Here is a 21,449-nt window from a genome sequence, read left to right on the forward strand (position 1 = left end):
TTTACGCTTAATAATGTCGAGGATTTCAATTTATTTCGTGTTTTGTCTATAAATAATAACTTGTGCAGATGTTCATTCATTCAGACGATATTACTGCTTACATCCCCCAGCGTACACCGATTGTCATGATCAGTGGCATCCTGGAAGTGGACGGTCCGAAAACCCGTACCGCCCTGCATATTGCCCCCGATAACGTATTTGTGGAAAACGGAGTGCTTCTGCCTCCGGGCCTCATGGAAAATATAGCCCAGACCGCCGCCGCCCGGATCGGCTACATCGCCAAACAGGAAAACAGCCCCGTGCCGCTGGGTTTTATCGGGGCGGTGAATAACCTGGAAATATTTGAACTGCCACCGGCCGGACAAACCATCGAAACCACCACGGAAATAGGAGGAGAAGTATTTAATGCAACAATGGTGACCGGAAAAGTCATGTACGACGGTAGAGTGATGGCGCAGTGTGAAATGAAAATTTTCATCAACCCCCTTAATAAATAAAATAAGTTATGATCCGTAAAGTTTTTACCCTGACCATCCTTATCTGTAGCTGCTTTATCGGGACAATGCACGCCCAGAAACTGAAGAACTTTCTGGAAAATACAGACACCCCGTTTATCTGGCTGGGCGTGGATTTCACCCAGGCCCGCCTGCTTGGTGACGCCGCCGCCGGTGACATCAACCGACACTTCGCCGGTATCAACGATGTGATCAGGAATGAACCCAAAAAATACGATGTGAAGGGCGCCTTTCACCGCTCCGGCGTGGAGTTCGATCTTAGCGAAACCAATGCGCGGAACGCTGATATCAACATCGACAAAATGAAGTCAGAAAACACTGCTGACTACAACCGCCTGAAGCCGGAAGACATCACCAAACTGGTGAAAGGCTATAAATTCGGCGATAAAAAAGGCATTGGCGTGCTGTTTGTCATGGAAGCAATGAGCAAAACAGAAAAAGAGGCTGCCATGTACGTAACCGTAGTGGATATGGGCACCCGCAACGTGCTCATGACAGAACGCATGACCGGCAAGGCACAGGGCTTCGGTTTCCGCAACTACTGGGCTTACACTGTGCACAAAGTGCTGGAACACATCGACTACAAAAAGCTGAAAGAAAAATATGCCGACGCGAAAGATCCTGTGGAAGAAGTGCCGGTAGCACCTAAAAAAGACACTAAAACGGCCGTGGCAAAAGAAGAAAAAGCCAAAAAAGCGCCGAAGAAGAAAGGATAAACCATTTAGAGATTTTTTGATTTACGACTTTTTGATTTCGGGGTAGATAGCAGAGGAGAACAATGAGACTTTTTATTGGCCCTTATAACCGCAAAATCAAAAAGTCGTAAATCAAAAAATCCGAAAATAGCTTGATATGGACGCTATAACCGAATGCACCGAATTTCCGGTGAAGTTTAACGAAGTGGATTCACTGAGCATAGTCTGGCATGGCCACTATGTACGGTATTTTGAAGACGGAAGAGAAGCTTTCGGTGAAAAGTATGCTTTACGTTACCTGGATATTTTTAATGCCGGATTTACTGCGCCGGTGGTGAATTTACAGTGCGACTATAAACGTCCGCTGCGCTATGGCGACCGCGTAAAAGTGGCAACCACCTTCGTGGACGACCTGGCTGCAAAGATCAGATTTGAATATGTGCTTTCCAATCCCGCTACCGGTGAAATCATCGCAAAAGGTTCCTCCGTACAGGTGTTCCTGGACAAAGAGACCGAGCTGCTGCAGCTGACAACCCCGGCTTTCTTTGACGATTGGAAAAAAAGACACTTGTATAACCACCTTTAGATAATGGATGATGGTCTTTGTAGTTGCAGATAATATTGTTGGGCCGCTGGGCGTAAATACGGATGAAAACTTTGAACAGGTCATCCGGGGCAACAGTGGCATCCGTTTACAGGACCGGGAAGACTACGGCCCCGCACCTTTTCATGGCGCTATGATACCTCATGAACTGTTGCAGAAAGCTATTCGCGGACTTAACCTGGAAGACTATACGAAATTTGAACAGCTGGTGATCGTTTCCGTTACGGAAGCGTTGTCACATACAACCATCCGGCTGTCAGACCCCCGCACAGGGCTGATTATTTCCACTACCAAAGGTAATATCGAACTACTGGAACAGCAGGAAGAAGGAGTAACGCCGCCGCGGGAGCAATTGCAACCTGCCGCTACGGCGCGTAAAATAGCGGCCCGCCTGGGCGCCGTGAACACCCCACTGGTCATCAGCAGCGCGTGTATATCCGGTCTGGTGGCTATTTTAACGGGTCAGCGGCTGATCGCTTCGGGGCAATACGACCATGTGGTGGTCACCGGAGCTGATGTGCTCACCCGCTTTGTCCTGTCCGGCTTCCAGTCATTCCAGGCAGTGAGCGCAATACCCTGCCGGCCTTTCGACGCCGATCGCACCGGCGTATCGCTGGGAGAAGCCGCTGCTACCATGATCCTCAGCAAAGACCCGCACAACGCGGACATCCGGTTGGGCGCCGGCGCTATCAGCAACGACGCCAATCATATTTCCGGCCCTTCCCGTACCGGCATGGAGCTGGCTGCCGCCATGCAACTGGCCCTCAGCGGCAGCGGCCTGCACCCGGAAGACATCGGGTTTGTGTCAGCACATGGCACCGCCACACTGTACAACGATGAAATGGAAGCCAAAGCCCTGCATCATGCAGGACTGGCGGCCGTGCCGGTCAACAGCCTCAAAGGTTATTATGGCCACACCCTCGGCGCCGCCGGACTGGTGGAAGCCATTATCAGTGTAAAAGCCATGAAAAACGGCGTTATACTGCCCACCAAAGGATACGAAACACCCGGTGTGAGTATGCCTGTCAACGTTAGCAATACCCTGCGCCATCAGCCGTCCCGCCACTTCCTTAAAACAGTGTCCGGTTTCGGCGGTTGCAACGCAGCCATGATATTCAGTAAAAAGTAACGACCGGTCAGGGAAACATTCCCTCGTCCGTCATTCTCTAAAGTCGATTTATGTTTAACAAGGAAACGAAAACAGCATTACAGGCAAAAGAAGCAGCATTATGGCTGGCCTTCGCTCCGATAGCTTTCCAGGCTACGAGAGCGCTGCGAGACATGGGCATTCTGAAAGCAGTGAGTGACAGCGGATCTGCGGGCATCACCATTGAGGAGATCATGGAAAAAACCAATATGAACCGCTATGCAGTGAGAGTATTGCTGGAAGCCGGTTTAGGAATGGAACTGGTGATCGTGAACGATAAAAAATATACACTGACCAAAACAGGCTACTTTATCCTGCACGATCAGTTGACCCGCATCAACATGGACTTTACGCAGGACATCTGCTACAAAGGCATGTACCACCTGGAAGACAGCCTGCGCAACGGGAAACCGGAAGGCCTGAAAGAACTGGGACCCTGGGACACCATCTATCCCGGCCTGTCGCTGCTGCCGCCAGCTGTAGGCAAAAGCTGGTTCGACTTTGACCACTACTATTCCGACCTCGCTACCCCAGGCGCGCTGGACATCGTTTTTGAAAATAAACCCAAACGCCTGCTCGACATCGGCGGTAATACCGGTAAATGGGCACTGGCCTGCACAGCAAAAGATCCGGAAGTGGAAGTGACCATCTTCGATATTCCCGGTCAGGCCAACATCGCGCAGCAGAAAATGAAAGATGCCGGCGTGGCAGACCGCGTGCATTTCCATATTGCCAATATCCTGCACGAAGAGATCCCTTTCCCTAAAGGTTTTGATGCCATCTGGATGAGCCAGTTCCTCGACTGTTTCTCCGAAGCGGAAATAGTGTCCATCCTCTCCCGTTGCCGCGAAGCGCTCAATGACAACGGTACCATTTACATCCTGGAACCGTTCTGGAACCGCCAGCAGTTTAAATCAGCGGCTTTCTGCCTCCAGCAGACATCCCTGTATTTCACCGCTATGGCCAATGGCAACAGCCAGATGTACCATACCGACGACTTCTTTAAGTGCATCACCGATGCAGGACTGGTAGTCGCCGAAGAGAATGACAAGATGGGGCTCAACTATACGCTGCTAAAAGTTAAAAAACCATAAAAACAATTTTCGATTTTTTGATTTTGGAATTTTTTGATTTCAGAATCCCCAAAATCGAAAATCCCCAAATTTCTAAATCGTAAATGTTTTTACCGTATGAAAACTGAACAAGTAGATGTTTTAGTGATAGGTGCGGGACCTGCCGGTACAGTAGCGGCGTCTATTATCCACCAGGCAGGTTATAAGGTGAAAATCGTGGAGAAGATGAAATTTCCCCGGTTCGTGATCGGAGAAAGCCTGCTGCCCCGCAGTATGGACGCGCTGAATGAAGCCGGTTTCATCGATGCCATCAAAGCCAAAGGTTTTCAGGAAAAATTTGGCGCCAAGTTCGTGAAAGGCGAGGCCCTCTGCGATTTTACTTTCAAGGAGCAGTACACGCCGGGCTGGACCTGGACCTGGCAGGTGACCAGGGCCGATTTTGATAAAACACTGGCGGACACCGTAGAAAGTATGGGCGTACCGGTAGCATATGAAACTACGGTAACGGACATACGATTCAATGGATCTGATTCCGTAACAACGGTAGAAGATAAAGACGGGAACAAATCTACTATCGAAGCCCGCTTTATTGTGGATGGGAGCGGCTACGGCCGGGTAATTCCCCGCTTGTTCAACCTGGAAAAAAATTCCAACCTCCAGCCCCGTAAGGCACTCTTCGCCCATGCGGTAGACACGCGCCGCTCTATGGCCGACGAGCCTAACCGCATCACGGCGGTGGTGCACAAAAAAGGCGTCTGGATCTGGATCATTCCGTTCTCCACCGGCGTTACCTCCCTCGGTTTCGTTGGCGACCCGGAGTTTTTTGCCCAGTACCCCGGTACCGACGAGGAAGTATACCGCGCCCTGCTGGAAGCAGAGCCGTATACCCGCGAGCGTTTCCGGGACGTGGAACTGGTATTTGAGCCCAGGGTGCTCCAGTCCTGGTCTGCCACCACCGATAAGTTTTATGGAGATGGTTTTGTGCTGACCGGCAACGTGACAGAATTTTTGGACCCGATTTTCTCTTCTGGCGTAACTTTGGCCTGCGTTTCCAGCCAAACGGCTGCTAAACTGGTCATCAAAAAGCTGCGCGGAGAGGAAGTGGACTGGGAAAAGGAATATATGGAACCTACCCTGCAAGGGGTCAACACCTTCCGGTCTTATGTAATGGCATGGTATGAAGGTACGCTGGACACCATCTTCTTCAAGAAAGACGCAGACCCGGTGATCAAAGGACAGATCTGTTCCGTATTGGCCGGATATGTATGGGATATGAGCAACCCGTTTGTGAAAAACCATGACACGGCCCTGAAGCGGCTGGCCAGGACCATAGAATTAACAGAAAAATTAAAAAGCAGTTCAGAGATTGAATAGCGCGGAAGCATATATTACAGGAAGTTGTATTATCAGGGACCACGGCATCTGGTTGAACGGCGCATTGCTGTGGGAAGCAGACCGGGGCATGGACTTACAGGAATGGCTGCGGGCGGGTTATGACCGGTTTTCCGGGCAGTATCCCAAGTTCCATAAAATGGACGCCCTCAGCAAACTGGGATGGCTGGCAGCAGAAGTACTGCTCAAACATGCGCCTGTACAGGCGCTGCCGCCGGAAGCCGTAGGCATGGTGTTGTCTAACCGCAGTGGCAGCCTGGATACAGACATCCGTTATTACGCCACCGTGAAGGATATCGCCAGTCCGGCGCTTTTTGTATATACCCTTCCCAACATTGTGATGGGGGAAATCTGCATCCGGCATGGTTTTAAAGGAGAGAATACTTTCTTCGTATCTGAAAACTTTGACCCGACGCTGATGAGCACCTACCCGGTGCAACTGCTTGCCACCACACCGCTACAGGCTTGCCTTTGCGGCTGGGTGGAAGTAATGGGGGAAGATTACGAGGTGGCGTTGTTCCTGACGGAGAAAATGCCGCGAGGGCAGGCCCTGCCGTTGACAGCCACTGCGCTGCAGGACATCTATCAAAATACTAAATAAAAAAAATAACACACTCGCTACATGGAACAGTTGATGGCAGATCTGAAAAAACAGATCATCGAACAATTGAATTTGCAGGAAGTAACACCGGAAAGCATCGGCAACGATGAACCGCTGTTTAAAGAAGGGCTGGGTCTCGATTCTATCGATGCGCTGGAACTGATCGTATTGCTGCAACAGCATTATAATATCCGTATCGCCAACCCTGAGCAGGGACCGGAGATTTTTTACTCCATCCGTTCCATGGCGGAATTTATTGTCGCTCAACAAACAGCCAAAGCATGAGTGAAAAGGTGTGGATAGCGGGTGGCGGCGTCATCAGCGGCATAGGCATGAACTTACGGGAGAGCCTGCAGGCTTTCCGTGAGATGCGACCGGGCATGGGCGCCATGAAATACCTGTCATCCATGCATCGTAACACTTTCCCCGTAGCGGAAGTGAAAGCTGATAACGACATGCTGGCCGATATGGCCGGGCTGCCTGAAAATATCAGCCGCACGGCCCTGCTCAGCCTGATCGCTGCCAGGGAAGCGTGGCAATCGTCCGGTTTGGGCGATATCTCCCGCTACCGCGTCGGATTGGTGTCCGGTAATACGGTAGGGGGCATGGACAAAACGGAAGACTTTTTCGCGGAGTACCTGGCAGACAACCGCAAAGGACGCCTGCAGCAGGTGATGCACCACGAATGCGGCAGCATCACCGAAATAGTGGCCGATGCCATGGGCATCCGTCACCATGTGTCTACCATCAGCACGGCCTGTTCATCCGGCGCTAACGCGCTGATGTATGGCTATCGCCTGATACGCAACAATATCGTGGACGTGGTGATCGCTGGTGGTACAGACGCACTGACCCGCTTTACGCTCAACGGTTTCAACACCCTCATGATCCTCGACCAGCAGCCTTGCCGCCCCTTCGATGAAACCCGCACCGGGCTTAATCTGGGTGAAGGCGCCGGTTACGTGGTGCTGGTGTCCGACAGCCTGGCCGCTCAGCTGCAGCCCTGGTGCCGCCTCAGCGGCTTCGCCAACGCCAACGATGCCTATCACCAGACGGCCTCCTCGCCCGACGGCACCGGCAACTACCTGGCGATGAAAGGCGCACTGGACATGAGCGGACTGCAACCGCAGCAGATCGGGTACATTAACCTGCATGGCACCGGTACCGGTAACAACGATGTGTCGGAAGGCATCGCTATCAACCGCATCTTTGCGCCGCATTTCCCGGCCATGAGCTCCACCAAATCGTTCACTGGGCATACCCTGGGCGCCAGCGGTGGTATTGAAGCGGTATTGTCGGCCGTAGCCGTGAAAGAAGGGATCATCTATCCCAATGCACGTTTTGAGCACCAGATGAAGGAACTGCCGTTTGCCCCGGCCACCACCTGGTCCGAAGGGAATGACCTCCGCCATGTGATGTCCAACTCCTTTGGTTTTGGCGGTAACTGTTCCAGTCTGGTTTTTTCCAGCTTTTAGTGATTAAATGAAATTATGTTGAGCATCTATATAAACGGCGCCGGTTGTATTTCTCCGCAGGAAACTGCGGCAGGAGGGCCCATGCTGGCCAATCTGCGCGAATATGAGCAGGTAAAGCTGGCAACGGTGGACCCGGACTACAAACAGTGGATCGACGTAAAACAGATCCGCCGCATGAGCCGTGTGGTAAAAATGGGCGTCGGCGCGGCCAACCTCAGCCTGCAGGCCGCCGGGATCGCTATGCCGGACGCCATCGTAACAGGCACTGCCTACGGCTGCCTCGACGATACCGGCGTATTCCTCACCAAAATGGTGAATCAACAGGAAGAAATGCTGACGCCGACCGCTTTTATCCAGAGCACGCATAATACGGTAGGCGGACAGATAGCGCTGCTGCTGGGCTGCAACGCCTATAACAACACATTCGTGCACCGCGGATTCTCTTTCGAAAACGCTTTGCTGGACACCATCATGATGCTCCGTGAAGGCAGCGCGCAACAGATACTGGTGGGCGGACTGGATGAACTGACACCGCACAGCTACCAGATACTGTCCCGCTTCGGACTGTATAAAAAAGAACCGGTGAAAACCATGGAGCTGCTGAACAGCCCCACCTGCGGCACGATCGCCGGCGAAGGCGCCGCTTTCTTCACCCTGGGCGTGCAGCCGGGAACCAATACTGCTGCGGAACTCACCGGTATCAGCACCCTCTATAAACCGATGTGGGAAGGAGAGGTGATCGGCCACATCATGAAGTTCCTCGAAGACAACAACTACACCCCCAACGATATTGATCTGCTGGTCACCGGCAGAAACGGTGACATCGGGCAGGATGAAATTTATGAAGAAGTAGTGGAAGCACTCTTCCCCGAACATCCGGAGGCCAGCTTCAAACATCTCTGCGGAGAATACCCGACAGCAGTTGGTTTTGGCATGTGGCTGGCCAACGGCATCCTGGCTGACCAGGCAGTGCCCGAAGCAGCCATGTTCTATGGCCAGGCGCCCCGCCGCATCAAAAAAATATTATTGTATAACCATCACCAGGGTACGCATCATTCCCTCGTTTTGCTCTCTCATGTTGAATAGCCGGACAGCAAATATCATCATCATTGCGGGCATCGCCGTACTGCTGGGCATCAGGTTGTCCGGCTTGTACCCGTCTCTGTCACTCTGGTGGCTGGTAGTACCGCCATTGTTACTGCTGCCTTTCTACATCAGAGGCGCCATGAACATCCGCTCCGGCTTCTTCATCAAAACCGTCTGCGCAGCACCTACCACCGAAAACGTGGTGGCGCTCTCCTTCGACGATGGGCCCGAGGCAACACACACGCCCCTGATCCTCGATATCCTGGATGCGCACCAGGTGAAAGCCGCGTTCTTCTGCATCGGGAAAAACATAGAAGGCAACGCTCACTTACTGCAACGGATACACGCAGAAGGACATATGATCGGTAATCATACCTATTCGCATGATTTCTGGTTCGATATGCATACCAGCAGCTCTATGGGTAAGGATATGGAAAAGATGGACACCGTTACCATCAACGCCACCGGGTTGCAGCCGCGCCTGTTCCGCCCGCCATACGGGGTCACCAACCCCAACCTGGCAAGGGCCATCAAAAGAAACAACTACGTGCCGGTGGGCTGGAGTATCCGCTCCATGGACACCATGGCCACAGATGAAAATAAATTACTGCAGAAAATCATGTCAGAACTGCATCCCGGTGCGGTGATCCTGTTACATGACACCTGCAGCATCACCGCCAGTATCCTGCCCCGGTTGATCAGCGCCATCAAAGCGGAAGGCTACCGGTTGGAAAGGATGGATAAAATGTTAAAAGTGCCAGCTTATGTGTAAATGGATGATGATATGCCTGATTTCCCTGTTGTCGCTGCAGTTGCAGGCGCAGTCCGGCTTTAAACCGGTGGCAGACCTGTCGGCCGTGAAAAAGGAGTTTGCGAAAGCCGCGCAGCAGACACAGAGCATTCAGTGCGATTTTGTGCAGGAAAAGAACCTGAGCATGCTCTCCGATAAAATTGTATCGAAAGGGAAGTTCTGGTTCAAGCGGGAAAATAAAGTCCGCATGGAATACCAGCAGCCTTCCTATTATCTGCTGGTCATGAACGGAAAAGATATCCGCATCAAAGACGCCCAGAAGGAAAGCAAAGTGTCCGGTAAAAACAATAAGCTGTTTGAACAGATCAATAAAATCACGGTCGACTGTGTGCGCGGCACTGTGCTGGACAATACAGACTTTATCACCAAAGCGTTTGAAAATGCGCAGCATTACCGCCTGGAGATGGTGCCTGTCAACAAAGCCATGGCGGGTTACTTTAAGATGATCACCCTGCTGGTGGATAAAAAAGATTTTACCGTAGCGGGCATCACAATGGCGGAGCCCTCCGGTGATGATACCAACATCAGCTTTTTACATAAACAAGTGAATGCGAATATTCCGGATGCGGTATTTATGGTTAAATAGCATACTGTTATGCGTGTTGCTGACCAGCTGCACTTCCGTATATAAGGGATTGCAGCGTACGGAAGGAAAGGTGGACTGCATACGGCAGTTCAGTCCTGCTTTCGATGCTACCTTGTACAGTACACAGGTGAATATACTGAAGCATCACCTGAGCGGGTTGCTGTTTTTTAAGCAGATGCCTGACAGCAGCCTCCGGGTAGTGTTTGCCAACGAGATGGGATTCAAATTTTTTGATTTTGAATTTGATAAACAGGGAAATTTTACGAAACATTACCTGTTGCCCAAAATGGATAAAAAGGCGGTCGTGACAACATTACGACAGGATTTTGAACTGGTGCTGCTGCAGCCGGACCTGCGTCAGGCACATATAGCTACGGATAGCCGGTACCGTTATGTCGTAGTGCCCACAGCCAAAGGCAACAACTACTATATCACGGATACCGCCTGTACACAATTGGTACGTATCGAGAAGTCGTCTAAGCGTAAACCGGTGGTGAAAGTGTGGATGGAGCATTATACACAGGGAACGCCGGATACAGTCCGTATCGAACATCAGAACTTCCGGTTCAATATCTCACTGCAGAAAACGGTGAAGAAGTAAACAGGAAGCTGAAGGACCGGATGGATCTTGCTCAGAAACAACAATATCAACATATCAAAACATAAAAATGCTGAAAGGAAACTTTTATAACATAACCACCATCGCAAATGAAGAAGGCCAGGTAAACCTCACACTGGAACTGAATGCGGCGCATCCTATTTTCGGCGGTCACTTTCCGGAACAGCCGGTAGTGCCCGGCGTATGTATGATGCAGATCATCACGGAAACACTGCAGGATGCAGTACAACAGAAAGTATTGCTGCAAAAAGCCGGCCTGATGAAGTTCCTGAATATGATAGATCCGGTGCAACAGCCGCAGGTGGATGTAACCCTGACGTATAAAGCGGAAGAGAACGGAGGATGGAAAGTGAATGCCACCCTGAAAAAGGAAGCCACCACATTTATGAAATTTCAGGGAGTATTTAAATAAGTGACAGTCAACAGTACACATAACGAACATTTTGAGCGTCACCGCGCTGCCGTGCTCATACCTACCTACAACAACGCCACTACGCTGGAAGAGGTAGTCAGGGGCGTATTGTCCTATACTTCACATGTGATTGTTGTGAATGACGGCGCCACAGACCATACCAGCGCTATTCTCGAAAAATACCCGGCCCTTCATAAAGTATCGTATAACCCTAACCGTGGTAAAGGCATCGCCCTCCGCCGCGGTTTCGAATATGCGCTGGCGCAGGGATATGACTATGTGATCACCATGGATGCGGACGGACAGCATTTTGCTTCCGATCTGCCCGGAATGCTGGAAAAGATCAGCACCCACCCGGATACGCTGGTGATAGGCGCCCGTAACCTGAACGAAGAAAACATGCCCGGCAAAAATACTTTTGCCAACAAGTTTTCCAACTTCTGGTTTTATGTGGAAACAGGACTGAAAGGGCCGGACACCCAATCGGGCTACCGGTTGTACCCGTTGCGCCGCATGGGCCGTACCCGCTGGTGGTGCAGCAAATATGAATTTGAAATAGAAGTGCTGGTACGCAGCGCCTGGAAAGGCGTAAAAATAGACTGGACACCGGTAAAAGTGTATTATCCGCCTGCAGAAGAAAGGATATCCCACTTCCGTCCGTTCCGGGACTTTTCGCGTATCAGCGTATTAAATACCGTACTGGTGCTCATTACCTTCCTCTACATCAAGCCACGCGATCTTTTTCTGTGGATGCTGAAAAAAGAGAACTGGAAAAAGTTCTGGAAGGAGGAGATATTAAAGTCTGACGAATCCAATGCGCGCAAAGCGGCTGCCATTGGTTTAGGCGTATTCATGGGCATTGTGCCCATATGGGGATTCCAGCTGCTGGTGGCTTTCCTGTTATCCGTTAAACTAAAGCTCAATAAGGCGCTGGTGTTTCTGGCAGCCCATGTAAGCACACCGCCTTTAACACCCTTCGTGATCTTTTTTAGTTTCCTGGCAGGGAAAGTATGGATGGGAAGATCAGCCAAAGACCTCTTGTTCGATAAACAGATCACCGTAACGGCAGTAAGAGACAACCTGCTGCAATATGTTTTCGGCGCTATTACACTGGCCATAGCCGGCGGACTGGCAGCCTGGGCGATCAGTTATATATTATTGGCCATATTCAGAAAAAACAAATAACTACTTACGGACTATTGATTACTGCTGGCTTCCCCCATTTGTAATCTGTGATCCGTAATTCGTAACCAAGTCACATATGAGCAGTCTTTTCGTAGCGATTTATAATTTTTTTGACCGGCACAAACTGGCGTTGTGGTGTTGCACCATCGTCAGCTTCGTAGTGGTCGGCTTTTTAGCGTCGCGTATCAGGCTGGAAGAAGATATTACCAAAATACTGCCACAGGACCGGAAGCTGGACAAGCTGCAGCAGGTTTTCCAGGATTCCAAATTTGCGGATAAACTGGTGGTGACGCTGTCACAGAAAGATACCACCAAAGCGCCCGTGCCGGACAGTCTTACCGCCTGTGCCGCCTCTCTGGTGGCTTCTGCCGGTAACCAGCTGTCGCCCTACATCCGGCAGATACAGGGACAGACAGAAGACGCTCAGGTGATGGGGATGATGGACCTCATCCAGCAAAACCTGCCCATATTCCTGGAAGCGGACGACTATACGAAAATTGACAGCCTGCTGGCGCCGGAGCAGTTACAACGTTCCCTGCAATATGATTACAATACGCTGATTTCTCCTGCCGGCCTGGTGCTGAAGCGGGTGATACAGGCAGACCCGGTAGGCATTTCCTGGATAGGCATCAAAAAACTGCAACACCTTCAGTACGATGATCATTTTGAGCTGTACGACAACTATGTGATGACGAAAGATCACCGTCACCTGATGCTGTTTATCACCCCGGCTAACCCTCCCGGTGCTACGAAAATCAATTCCAGCTTCCTGGCAGGGCTGGATCTTATCAAAGACAGCCTGTCCCGTCAATATCCGGATGTCGACGTCAGTTATTTCGGCGGTACGGCTGTTTCCGCCGGCAACGCCACACAGCTGCGGCAGGATACGCTGCTCACGCAGGGTATCACCGTAGTGCTGCTGGTAGCGCTGATAGCCCTGTTTTTCCGGAAGAAACGTGCGCCGGTACTGGTAATGCTGCCGGTGATCTTCGGAGGCCTCTTTTCACTGGCCTGTATCTACCTGATCAAAGGGCATATTTCCGTGATGGCATTGGGCGCCGGCGCCGTGGTGCTGGGCATCGCGGTGAATTATTCCCTGCATGTGTTCAACCACTACCGTCATACCGACGATATCCGGGAAGTGATTGCGGACCTGGCCACACCCATGACACTGGGCAGCTTTACCACCATTGGTGGTTTCCTGTGTTTGCAGTTTGTGCATTCGCCCATGCTGCGCGATGTAGGGCTGTTTGCCGCGCTCAGCCTTGTAGGCGCCGCCTTGTTTTCCCTTATCTTTTTACCGCACTGGATTGTGCTGGGCAAACGCGACAGCAAACCTGCGGCGCATCACGACAATTGGCTGGACCGCTTCTCCGCCCTCCGGCCGGAGCGTAATAAATATCTGGTAGGCGCTATCTTCCTGCTGACTATCGTGTTTTTCTTTACAGCCCGCAAAGTCTCTTTCGAAAGCGACATGATGCGCATGAACTTCATGTCGCGGGAACTGAAAGCTGCAGAAGCGCAGCTGAACGCCATCAATGCTTATACCGCGCAATCGGTATATGTGGTGTCTGAAGGTGACAACCTGGAGGCCGCCCTGCAAAATACGGAACAGCTGACGCCTGCTATTAACAGGTTGCAGGCCGAAGGCGTGGTGAAAAAATACGCCGGCGTACAAACGTTGCTGCTGTCGGAGAAAGAACAGCAAGCGCGCATCGATCGCTGGAAACGTTACTGGACACCTGAAAAGCAGTCGCAGTTGCTCTCCTGGCTCCGTACACATGGTGCTGAGGTGGGTTTCAGCGCTACTGCTTTCGATAAGTTCGCCGCATTGCTGAGTACTTCCTACCAGCCGATGGCGAAGGCCGATGTAGATACCTTCCGCAAAGGCACCCTGGGCGATTTTATCATTGAGAAAAATGGGCGTACCGGCATTGTGACGTTGCTGAAAGTGGACCCTGCCCGTAAGAACGAAGTATACGCCGCCCTCGATCGGCACGCACACACGACCGTGCTGGATAAACAGTATGCCGCTAACCGCCTGGTGGAAGTGATAAAGGAAGAATTCAACAGCATTGCCTGGATGACTTCCATGCTGGTGTTTCTGGCGCTGCTATTGTCTTACGGCCGTATAGAACTGGCCCTGATCACTTTTATCCCGATGGCTATCAGCTGGGTGTGGATATTGGGCATCATGGGACTGTTGGGTATCAAGTTTAATATTGTTAACATCATCCTTTCCACTTTTATCTTCGGTTTGGGAGATGACTACAGCATATTTATGATGGACGGGCTGTTGCAGGAATACAAGACCGGCAAGAAGACGCTGTCATCTTTCAAATCGTCTATTTTTCTATCGGCCATTACCACCATCCTGGGACTGGGGGTACTGATTTTCGCACAGCACCCGTCGCTGAAGTCTATTGCGCTGATCTCCATCATTGGTATTGGTACGGTAGTGTTGATTTCGCAGGTGATGATACCGGTATTGTTCAACTGGCTGATCACCAACCGTGTGAAAAAAGGATATGCACCCTGGACCTTCAAAGGCTGGGTGTTGTCCGTATTTTCCTTCATGTACTTTACCACCGGCTGTCTGATCATGACGCTGCTGGGTAATATCCTGATCCGTATTAATCCGTTCAATAAAGAAAAGGGGAAGCTGTTGTATCACCGTATTTTGTCGGCCTATACGCACAGCGTGCTGTATATCATGACTAACGTGAAAAAGCGGATCATCAATCCGGCGAATGAGCAGTTGCAGCAGCCGGCGGTGATCATTAGCAACCATCAGTCTTTCCTCGATATTCTGGTGTCTACCATGCTGCATCCGAAGGTGATCCTGCTTACCAACCAATGGGTGTGGCGTTCACCGGTATTCGGTGCTGTGGTACGGCTGGCGGACTATTACCCGGTGGCTGACGGAGCGGAAGGAGCTATCGATAAACTGAGGGCGCGCGTGGAAGAAGGATATTCCATTGTGGTATATCCGGAAGGTACCCGTTCCCCTGACCCGGTGATTAAACGTTTCCACAAAGGAGCTTTCTATATTGCCGAACAGCTGGGGCTGGACATTCTGCCAATGGTTATCCACGGTACCGCCTATACGATGTCTAAAGGCGATTTTCTCCTGAAAGACGGGCATGTAACCGTGAAATACCTGCCGCGTATTACGCAGGACGATAAAAGCTGGGGCGATCACTACAGCGCCCGTACGAAATCCATCAGCCGTTATTTTAAGCAGGAATACGAAAATTTACGGCAGGAGATAGAAGTACCTTCTTATTTCCGCGAGCAGTTAAAATACAATTTCATCTATAAAGGGCCGGTGCTGGAATGGTACATGAAGGTAAAGACCAGCCTGGAGCGTAACTATGAGCTGTTTAACCGCCTGTTGCCGCAGGAGGGTCGTATCCTTGACATCGGCTGTGGATATGGCTTTATGAGCTATATGCTGGCCTATGTGTCTCCCGGCCGCGATATTACCGGTATCGACTATGATGAAGAGAAAATCGCTACCGCAGCAAATTGTTACGCTAAGCCGAAGAACCTGCAATTTATCCATGGTGATATCGCCGATACGCCATTCGAAAAATACGATGCTTTCATTTTGAGTGATGTGCTGCATTACCTGCAGCCGGATGAACAGGAACAGCTGCTGCAGCAGTGCATTGAGCGGCTTACTCCTGATGGCGTAATAGTGGTGAGAGACGGCGATGCTGACAAAGCCAAACGTCATGAGGGCACAAGATTCACTGAATTTTTATCAACCCGGGTTATAGGATTTAATAAAACGAAGAACAGGGAACTATCGTTCTTTTCGGCTGCGCACGTGCGCGGCCTGGTAGGCAAATATGGCGCTGTAGCAGAAGAAATTGACAACACCCGTTATACATCCAACGTAATATTTGTTATCAAAAAATCACCCCAAAAAAATTATGCAGAACTATGATGTGATCATTATCGGCAGTGGCCTCGGCGGACTGGTATGTGGAGCCATCCTCAGCCGGAATGGTTATAAAGTACGCATATACGAAAAGAACCGCCAACCTGGCGGTTGCCTCCAGACTTTTTCCCGTGATAAGGTCATCTTTGATTCCGGCGTGCATTATATCGGCGGGCTGGGAGAAGGGGAGAACCTGAACAAGGTATTTTCCTATCTGGGCATTATGGACAAGCTGAAGCTGAAACGGATGGACCCTGAAGGCTTCGATCACATTAATTTTGGTACAGAAGACAAAATATATCGTATCGCGGAGGGCCGGGACCGTTTTATCCGTACACTGGCTGCCGATTTTCCGGAAGAAACAGATGCTTTGCATGCCTATTGCGATAAAATCAGTGAAGTATGCGGCAAGTTTCCGCTGTACAACCTGCGGCTCGGCGACTATGAGGAGAAGCGTAGCGTATTGACCTTGAATGCGGCCAATGTTATCGAAAGTTTTACCCGTAACCCGCGTTTGCAGCAGGTGCTGGCCGGTAATAACCTGTTATATGCCGGCGTGAAGGAGAAAACGCCATTCTACGTACATGCGTTGGTGTTAAACAGCTACATACAGAGTTCCTGGAAATGTGTGGATGGAGGGTCACAGATTGCCCGCCTGTTATGCCGGCGCATCAAGGAGAACGGAGGGGAGGTGGTCCGCAATACAGCAGTAAAGAAGATCGTGGGGCAGGGCGACCGGGTAGATCACCTGGTATTGGAGACCGGGGCAAAAGTGAAGGCTGATCATTATATATCCAACCTGCATCCGGCGCAAACCACGGCGATCACGGAAAGCGATGTTATCCGCGGGGCCTACCGTACGCGTATGCAGAACCTGGAGAACTCTGTCGGCGGCTTCGTATTGAACGTGGTACTGAAGCCGGGGACCTTTCCTTATATCAATCATAACTACTATCATCACGCCACGGACGATGCCTGGGCAGGGATAGACTATACGCCGGACCAGTGGCCGCAGACCTATGCTATTTATGTGTCTGCCAGCTCCCGGCATGAAACCTATGCAGACAGCCTTTCTGTGATGACGTATATGCGTTACGATGAGGTGGCGCCCTGGCAGCACACCTTTAATACAGAAAGCCAGGAGGCCAGCCGCGGGGCTGACTATGAGGCGTTCAAGGTACACAAAGCCGAACAGCTCATCGACGCCGTGGAGCGGAAATTCCCTGGTTTCCGCAACTGTGTGCAGTCGTATTACGTTGCTACGCCGCTTTCCTACCGGGATTATATCGGTACCGGCGACGGCAGCATGTACGGTATCATGAAAGACAGTACAGACCCGCTGCGGACCATGGTTTCGGCCCGCACCCGGTTGTCTAATTTGTATCTTACCGGGCAAAACCTGAACTTGCATGGAATTCTGGGGGTCACTATCAGCAGTGTGATCACCTCGGCGGAGCTGCTGGGGATGGAATTCCTGGTAGAAGAAATTAATCAGTCAATACTTAAATAAAAGTGGAAAAGAAAAAAAGAAGTGGATGGCGAAGGCTGGGACGGGTGCTGTTGTTTACAGTGGGCGCCCTCCTGTTGTTGTTTGTCGCGCTGGCTATATACCTGGTGTCAGTTAGCCGTATGACGCCGCCGGAGATCGCTGATAAATCGGCGCTACAGCTACAGCGCAAAGCGCTGGACAGCACTTCCTGGACTATTGGCAACAACTGGTTCCGCAAAAGCAACAGCGGGCTGTATGAAATGTATGTGGAAGGAGCGCCCTTTGAAAGAGGGGTGATCAATGGCAAGTTGTCGGGTGAGCTGATCCGTCACCAGGAAGATGTTTTTGTGGAGCAGATCAAAAAGATGATCCCTTCTCCCTTCTACCTTCGTTTTCTGCGGTATTTTACCGGTTGGTTCAACAGGCACCTGAGTGATCATGTGGACGAGGAGTTTAAAGAAGAGATCTATGGTGAGTCCTTCTCGGCTGCCAGCGGTTACGACTGGGTAGGCAGCAACTACGAAAGGCTGATGAACTACCACGGGGCGCATGATATTGGCCATGCCCTGCAAGGCATGATGCTGGTGGGCTGTACGTCTTTCGGCACCTGGAATGACAACTCTGCCGACAGTAATCTGATCATTGGCCGCAATTTCGACTTCTACATGGGAGATAAGTTCGCCGAAGATAAAATGGTGGTGTTTTATCACCCCGACAAAGGGCACAACTTTATGTTCGTTACCTGGGGCGGTTTCACGGGGGTAGTATCCGGTATGAATGATAAAGGGCTGACCGTTACCATCAATGCCGCCAAAACCAACGTACCTACCGGAGCCGCTACGCCTGTTTCGCTGGTGGCGAGAGAGATACTGCAATATGCCCGCAATATCCGGGAAGCATGGGCTATTGCGCAGAAAAGGAAGATGTTCGTGTCTGAGTCTTTTTTGATCGGTTCAGCGGAAGATAATAAGGCGGTCGTGATTGAAAAGACACCGGAAGGCATGGACCTCTACGATCCTAAAAAGAACTTTATCACCTGCACCAACCACTTCCAGGGCGACTCGCTGGGTAGCCTGGAGTCCAATAAGTTGCAGATCAAAGAGAGTGCTTCTGCCTACCGTTACGAGCGCCTCAACGAACTGCTGAAAGCGAACGGTCCCAATACCGTACAGAAGACCATCAGCATCCTGCGCGACCGCAAAGGGCTGCATGGCGCTGATATCGGTCTGGGTAATGAGAAAGCCATCAATCAGTTCATTGCGCACCATGGCATCGTGTTTGAGCCGAAGAAGAAAATGGTATGGGTATCTGCTGCGCCGTGGCAGCTGGGGCAGTTTGTAGCCTACGATCTGAATAAGATCTTCAGCATGCGTGGCCTCGATAGTGATCATGAAGTGTATGACAGCGTGCAGAACGTACCTGCCGATAGTTTCCTGCAGACCAACGAATACACCGCGTTCCGGGTGTATCGCCGGTTGAAGGCGCAGCTGATGGATGGTGGCGATATTGATACCAAAGCGCTGGTAGCTTCTAACCCGGAGTATTACCACACGTATGTGCTGGCAGGCGATTACGATTTCAAAAAGGGTAACTTTGCAGCAGCAAAACAATACTATGAAACGGCGCTCACCAAGGTGATAGCCACCAAAGGAGAGGAGCGGCATATCCGCCGGCAACTGGAAAAATGTAATGCTAAACTGTCCGGAAAATGATTGTCGGTATAGGTACAGATATCACTGATGTGGCACGTATTGCGGCGAGACTGGCTAAAGGCAACGGTTTCCGGGATCTCGTGTTTACCCCGGAGGAGATTGCCTACTGCGAGCAGCAGGCAGCGCCGCAGGAGAGTTATGCCGCGCGCTTTGCCGCCAAAGAAGCCTTTCTGAAGGCGCTGGGCACGGGGTGGGGTAATGGCGGCGTGAACTTCAACGAAATAGAGATACGCAACGATGCCGCCGGAAAACCGGAACTGTTCCTGCTGACAGACAATCCCCGGTATACCTCGCTGGGCGTAAAAAAAATATGGGTGTCATTGTCGCATGAAAAAAATGCAGCAGTGGCCATGGTAATTCTTGAAAGCTGAATATCGTAACATATGTACATTCCCGATATAGAACTACAGTCGAAGGCCGCCATCAGGGCATTCCAGGAGAAAGAAGTCATGCGGCTGCTCGGTTATCTGCGTGAGTTCTCTCCCTTTTACAGGTCGTGGTTCAAACAACACGACATACATCCGGAGAAAGTCCGCTCGCTGGAAGACTTCAGCCAGATCCCTCCGGTGACCAAGCAGGACCTGCAGGAGCATAATTGGGAATTTCTTTGCGTAGATAAAAGTCATATCGCAGAATATACCACCACCTCCGGTACTTTAGGCCGTCCGGTGATTATTGCGCTGACAGAAAAAGACCTTCAGCGTCTCAGTTATAACGAATACATTTCTTTCTGTTGTGCCGACGGTACCGACAGCGATATCTTTCAGCTGATGCTGACGCTGGACCGTCAGTTTATGGCCGGTATGGCGTATTACAACGGTATCCGTAAACTGGGCGCCGGCGTGTTGCGTGTAGGCCCCGGCGTGCCCAGCATGCAGTGGGAGAATATCCAACGTATCAAACCAACGACGATCGTCGGTGTACCTTCTTTCATTGTAAAGCTGATCGCCTACGCGAAAGAACATCATATCAACATCAACGAAACATCCGTCCGCAAAGCTGTGTGCATCGGTGAAAATATCCGCAATACCGATTTCTCGCTGAACGTGCTGGGCAAAAAAATAACCGAACAGTGGAACATTCAGCTGTATTCCACCTACGCTTCCACCGAAATGCAGACAGCATTTACGGAATGCAAAGCCGGCAAAGGCGGTCACCATCATCCCGAATTGCTCTACGTGGAACTGCTGGACGAAAACAACCAGCCAGTGGCTCCGGAGCAGGAAGGAGAGGTAACCATCACCACGCTGGGCGTGGAAGGCATGCCGCTGCTGCGCTATAAAACCGGCGATATCTGCCAGTACCATGAGGAAATATGCAGCTGTGGAAGGCATACGCTGCGCCTGTCTCCCGTCATCGGCCGGAAAAAACAGATGATCAAATACAAAGGCACCACCCTGTACCCGCCCGCCCTCTTTGACCTGCTCAACGATATGGAAGAAGTGAGGGAGTTTGTGGTGGAAGTATACGCCAACGAACTAGGTACCGACGAGATAGTGCTGCATGTATGGCCTACCGAAGAATCAGAAGAGATGGACCGTAAGATCAAATCCTACCTGCAGGCTAAACTGCGTGTGATACCACAAGTGAAATATTGCGGCCAGCAAGATATTATGCGGATGCAGTTTCCGGAGAATAGCCGGAAGCCGGTGAAATTCCTGGACAACAGAAGCTAACGATAATGCAGGCGAAGGGTCAGGTGGCAGACCCTTCGCTCATACTTTTATGTAATTTGCCCCACTGCTCCAGCTGCGCCAGGATAGGTAACAACCCCTTCCCGATAGGTGTTAGTTCATATTCCACCCTTAGCGGCACCTCCGCGTAGGCCGTCCTGGACACCAGCTTGTCTTCTTCCATTTTCTTCAGCTGTAGTGTCAGCATTCTCTCAGTGATATTTGGGATCTTATTTTTGAGTTCTGTGAACCTTAATTTTCCCTGTTTCAGATAATAACAGATCGACAATATCCATTGCCCACTGATCAGGTTTACCGCATAAATCTCCGCACAGGTTTCTTCCAGGTTTTTCTTGTTTTCAAAATTCACGGATGTATCCTTGATCTTACTCATACTTACATTTTTGTTCGTTGAATACAATCGGTTG

General features: G+C 50.9%; 21 protein-coding genes. 20 read left to right on the plus strand and 1 reads right to left on the minus strand.

From position 1 onward, the window contains the following. The first annotated feature begins 68 nt into the window (after positions 1-68). The 20 genes from B5D63_RS02620 (at position 69) to B5D63_RS02715 (ending at position 21,024) form a co-directional block, all read left to right on the plus strand. Positions 69-497, plus strand: coding sequence for a hotdog family protein (locus B5D63_RS02620; protein ID WP_078667211.1), 429 nt, complete (start codon positions 69-71; stop codon positions 495-497). An 8-nt stretch (positions 498-505) separates the two neighbouring features. Then, positions 506-1,231: a hypothetical protein gene (locus B5D63_RS02625; protein WP_078667212.1), complete on the plus strand. Its 726-nt coding sequence runs from the start codon at positions 506-508 to the stop codon at positions 1,229-1,231. Between the two features lie 136 nt (positions 1,232-1,367). Next, a complete protein-coding gene (locus B5D63_RS02630; RefSeq protein WP_078667213.1) occupies positions 1,368-1,796 on the plus strand; it encodes an acyl-CoA thioesterase in 429 nt (142 codons plus the stop codon). Positions 1,797-1,803: 7 nt separating this feature from the next. After that, the gene (locus B5D63_RS02635; protein WP_078667214.1) at positions 1,804-2,943 is read left to right on the plus strand and encodes a beta-ketoacyl-[acyl-carrier-protein] synthase family protein; all 1,140 of its coding nucleotides are present in this window, start codon (positions 1,804-1,806) and stop codon (positions 2,941-2,943) included. 50 nt (positions 2,944-2,993) lie between these two features. After that, positions 2,994-4,055, plus strand: coding sequence for a class I SAM-dependent methyltransferase (locus B5D63_RS02640; protein WP_078667215.1), 1,062 nt, complete (start codon positions 2,994-2,996; stop codon positions 4,053-4,055). Between the two features lie 96 nt (positions 4,056-4,151). Further along, positions 4,152-5,408 carry an NAD(P)/FAD-dependent oxidoreductase gene (locus B5D63_RS02645; RefSeq protein ID WP_078667216.1) on the plus strand — a complete coding sequence of 419 codons (1,257 nt, stop codon included), beginning with the start codon at positions 4,152-4,154 and terminating at the stop codon, positions 5,406-5,408. Then, positions 5,401-6,027 carry a beta-ketoacyl-[acyl-carrier-protein] synthase family protein gene (locus tag B5D63_RS02650; RefSeq protein WP_078667217.1) on the plus strand — a complete coding sequence of 209 codons (627 nt, stop codon included), beginning with the start codon at positions 5,401-5,403 and terminating at the stop codon, positions 6,025-6,027. Before B5D63_RS02645 ends, B5D63_RS02650 begins: the two co-directional genes overlap by 8 nt. A gap of 21 nt (positions 6,028-6,048) precedes the next feature. Continuing rightward, positions 6,049-6,312, plus strand: coding sequence for a phosphopantetheine-binding protein (locus B5D63_RS02655; protein WP_078667218.1), 264 nt, complete (start codon positions 6,049-6,051; stop codon positions 6,310-6,312). Further along, positions 6,309-7,502 (plus strand): beta-ketoacyl-[acyl-carrier-protein] synthase family protein, encoded by a 1,194-nt coding sequence (locus B5D63_RS02660; protein WP_078667219.1) that lies wholly within the window; start codon positions 6,309-6,311, stop codon positions 7,500-7,502. The genes B5D63_RS02655 and B5D63_RS02660 overlap by 4 nt, the downstream gene beginning before the upstream one ends. Before the next feature lie 15 nt (positions 7,503-7,517). After that, on the plus strand, positions 7,518-8,588 hold the full coding sequence (locus B5D63_RS02665) for a beta-ketoacyl synthase chain length factor (protein ID WP_143312745.1): 1,071 nt from the start codon (positions 7,518-7,520) through the stop codon (positions 8,586-8,588). Further along, positions 8,578-9,360 (plus strand): polysaccharide deacetylase family protein, encoded by a 783-nt coding sequence (locus B5D63_RS02670; RefSeq protein WP_078667220.1) that lies wholly within the window; start codon positions 8,578-8,580, stop codon positions 9,358-9,360. Before B5D63_RS02665 ends, B5D63_RS02670 begins: the two co-directional genes overlap by 11 nt. Next, on the plus strand, positions 9,353-9,985 hold the full coding sequence (locus B5D63_RS02675) for a flexirubin biosynthesis/transport protein LolA2 (RefSeq protein ID WP_078667221.1): 633 nt from the start codon (positions 9,353-9,355) through the stop codon (positions 9,983-9,985). The genes B5D63_RS02670 and B5D63_RS02675 overlap by 8 nt, the downstream gene beginning before the upstream one ends. After that, positions 9,948-10,586, plus strand: coding sequence for a flexirubin biosynthesis protein LolB2 (locus B5D63_RS02680; protein WP_235021443.1), 639 nt, complete (start codon positions 9,948-9,950; stop codon positions 10,584-10,586). The genes B5D63_RS02675 and B5D63_RS02680 overlap by 38 nt, the downstream gene beginning before the upstream one ends. Positions 10,587-10,653: 67 nt before the next feature. Further along, a complete protein-coding gene (locus B5D63_RS02685) occupies positions 10,654-11,016 on the plus strand; it encodes an ApeI family dehydratase (protein WP_078667223.1) in 363 nt (120 codons plus the stop codon). Further along, the gene (locus tag B5D63_RS02690; protein ID WP_078667224.1) at positions 11,017-12,201 is read left to right on the plus strand and encodes a DUF2062 domain-containing protein; all 1,185 of its coding nucleotides are present in this window, start codon (positions 11,017-11,019) and stop codon (positions 12,199-12,201) included. It abuts the gene before it with no gap. A gap of 76 nt (positions 12,202-12,277) precedes the next feature. After that, a complete protein-coding gene (locus B5D63_RS02695; protein WP_078667225.1) occupies positions 12,278-16,153 on the plus strand; it encodes a trifunctional MMPL family transporter/lysophospholipid acyltransferase/class I SAM-dependent methyltransferase in 3,876 nt (1,291 codons plus the stop codon). Further along, a complete protein-coding gene (locus B5D63_RS02700) occupies positions 16,140-17,657 on the plus strand; it encodes a phytoene desaturase family protein (protein ID WP_078667226.1) in 1,518 nt (505 codons plus the stop codon). Before B5D63_RS02695 ends, B5D63_RS02700 begins: the two co-directional genes overlap by 14 nt. 2 nt (positions 17,658-17,659) lie before the next feature. Further along, entirely contained in the window at positions 17,660-19,348 is a 1,689-nt protein-coding gene (locus B5D63_RS02705; RefSeq protein ID WP_235021444.1) for a C45 family autoproteolytic acyltransferase/hydrolase, read from the plus strand. After that, the gene (gene acpS / locus B5D63_RS02710; RefSeq protein ID WP_078667228.1) at positions 19,345-19,719 is read left to right on the plus strand and encodes a holo-ACP synthase; all 375 of its coding nucleotides are present in this window, start codon (positions 19,345-19,347) and stop codon (positions 19,717-19,719) included. Before B5D63_RS02705 ends, acpS begins: the two co-directional genes overlap by 4 nt. Positions 19,720-19,731: 12 nt before the next feature. Continuing rightward, positions 19,732-21,024 carry a flexirubin biosynthesis putative acyl-CoA ligase FlxY gene (locus B5D63_RS02715; protein WP_078667229.1) on the plus strand — a complete coding sequence of 431 codons (1,293 nt, stop codon included), beginning with the start codon at positions 19,732-19,734 and terminating at the stop codon, positions 21,022-21,024. A 19-nt stretch (positions 21,025-21,043) separates the two neighbouring features. Here B5D63_RS02715 and B5D63_RS02720 read toward each other — a convergent pair whose 3' ends face one another. After that, the gene (locus B5D63_RS02720) at positions 21,044-21,415 is read right to left on the minus strand and encodes a winged helix-turn-helix transcriptional regulator (RefSeq protein WP_078667230.1); all 372 of its coding nucleotides are present in this window, start codon (positions 21,413-21,415) and stop codon (positions 21,044-21,046) included. Between the last annotated feature and the right edge of the window lie 34 nt (positions 21,416-21,449).

This window comes from Chitinophaga eiseniae (genome assembly GCF_900167135.1).
Taxonomy (GTDB): domain Bacteria; phylum Bacteroidota; class Bacteroidia; order Chitinophagales; family Chitinophagaceae; genus Chitinophaga; species Chitinophaga eiseniae.

What these genes read in the sequence shown, in the direction of transcription:
- B5D63_RS02620 (WP_078667211.1), top strand. Translation starts at nt 69, where the DNA reads ATGTTCATTCATTCAGACGATATTACTGCTTACATCCCCCAGCGTACA.
- B5D63_RS02625 (WP_078667212.1), top strand. Translation starts at nt 506, where the DNA reads ATGATCCGTAAAGTTTTTACCCTGACCATCCTTATCTGTAGCTGCTTT.
- B5D63_RS02630 (WP_078667213.1), top strand. Translation starts at nt 1,368, where the DNA reads ATGGACGCTATAACCGAATGCACCGAATTTCCGGTGAAGTTTAACGAA.
- B5D63_RS02635 (WP_078667214.1), top strand. Translation starts at nt 1,804, where the DNA reads ATGATGGTCTTTGTAGTTGCAGATAATATTGTTGGGCCGCTGGGCGTA.
- B5D63_RS02640 (WP_078667215.1), top strand. Translation starts at nt 2,994, where the DNA reads ATGTTTAACAAGGAAACGAAAACAGCATTACAGGCAAAAGAAGCAGCA.
- B5D63_RS02645 (WP_078667216.1), top strand. Translation starts at nt 4,152, where the DNA reads ATGAAAACTGAACAAGTAGATGTTTTAGTGATAGGTGCGGGACCTGCC.
- B5D63_RS02655 (WP_078667218.1), top strand. Translation starts at nt 6,049, where the DNA reads ATGGAACAGTTGATGGCAGATCTGAAAAAACAGATCATCGAACAATTG.
- B5D63_RS02660 (WP_078667219.1), top strand. Translation starts at nt 6,309, where the DNA reads ATGAGTGAAAAGGTGTGGATAGCGGGTGGCGGCGTCATCAGCGGCATA.
- B5D63_RS02665 (WP_143312745.1), top strand. Translation starts at nt 7,518, where the DNA reads ATGTTGAGCATCTATATAAACGGCGCCGGTTGTATTTCTCCGCAGGAA.
- B5D63_RS02670 (WP_078667220.1), top strand. Translation starts at nt 8,578, where the DNA reads ATGTTGAATAGCCGGACAGCAAATATCATCATCATTGCGGGCATCGCC.
- B5D63_RS02675 (WP_078667221.1), top strand. Translation starts at nt 9,353, where the DNA reads ATGTGTAAATGGATGATGATATGCCTGATTTCCCTGTTGTCGCTGCAG.
- B5D63_RS02680 (WP_235021443.1), top strand. Translation starts at nt 9,948, where the DNA reads ATGCGAATATTCCGGATGCGGTATTTATGGTTAAATAGCATACTGTTA.
- B5D63_RS02685 (WP_078667223.1), top strand. Translation starts at nt 10,654, where the DNA reads ATGCTGAAAGGAAACTTTTATAACATAACCACCATCGCAAATGAAGAA.
- B5D63_RS02695 (WP_078667225.1), top strand. Translation starts at nt 12,278, where the DNA reads ATGAGCAGTCTTTTCGTAGCGATTTATAATTTTTTTGACCGGCACAAA.
- B5D63_RS02700 (WP_078667226.1), top strand. Translation starts at nt 16,140, where the DNA reads ATGCAGAACTATGATGTGATCATTATCGGCAGTGGCCTCGGCGGACTG.
- acpS (WP_078667228.1), top strand. Translation starts at nt 19,345, where the DNA reads ATGATTGTCGGTATAGGTACAGATATCACTGATGTGGCACGTATTGCG.
- B5D63_RS02715 (WP_078667229.1), top strand. Translation starts at nt 19,732, where the DNA reads ATGTACATTCCCGATATAGAACTACAGTCGAAGGCCGCCATCAGGGCA.
- B5D63_RS02720 (WP_078667230.1), bottom strand. Translation starts at nt 21,415, where the DNA reads ATGAGTAAGATCAAGGATACATCCGTGAATTTTGAAAACAAGAAAAAC.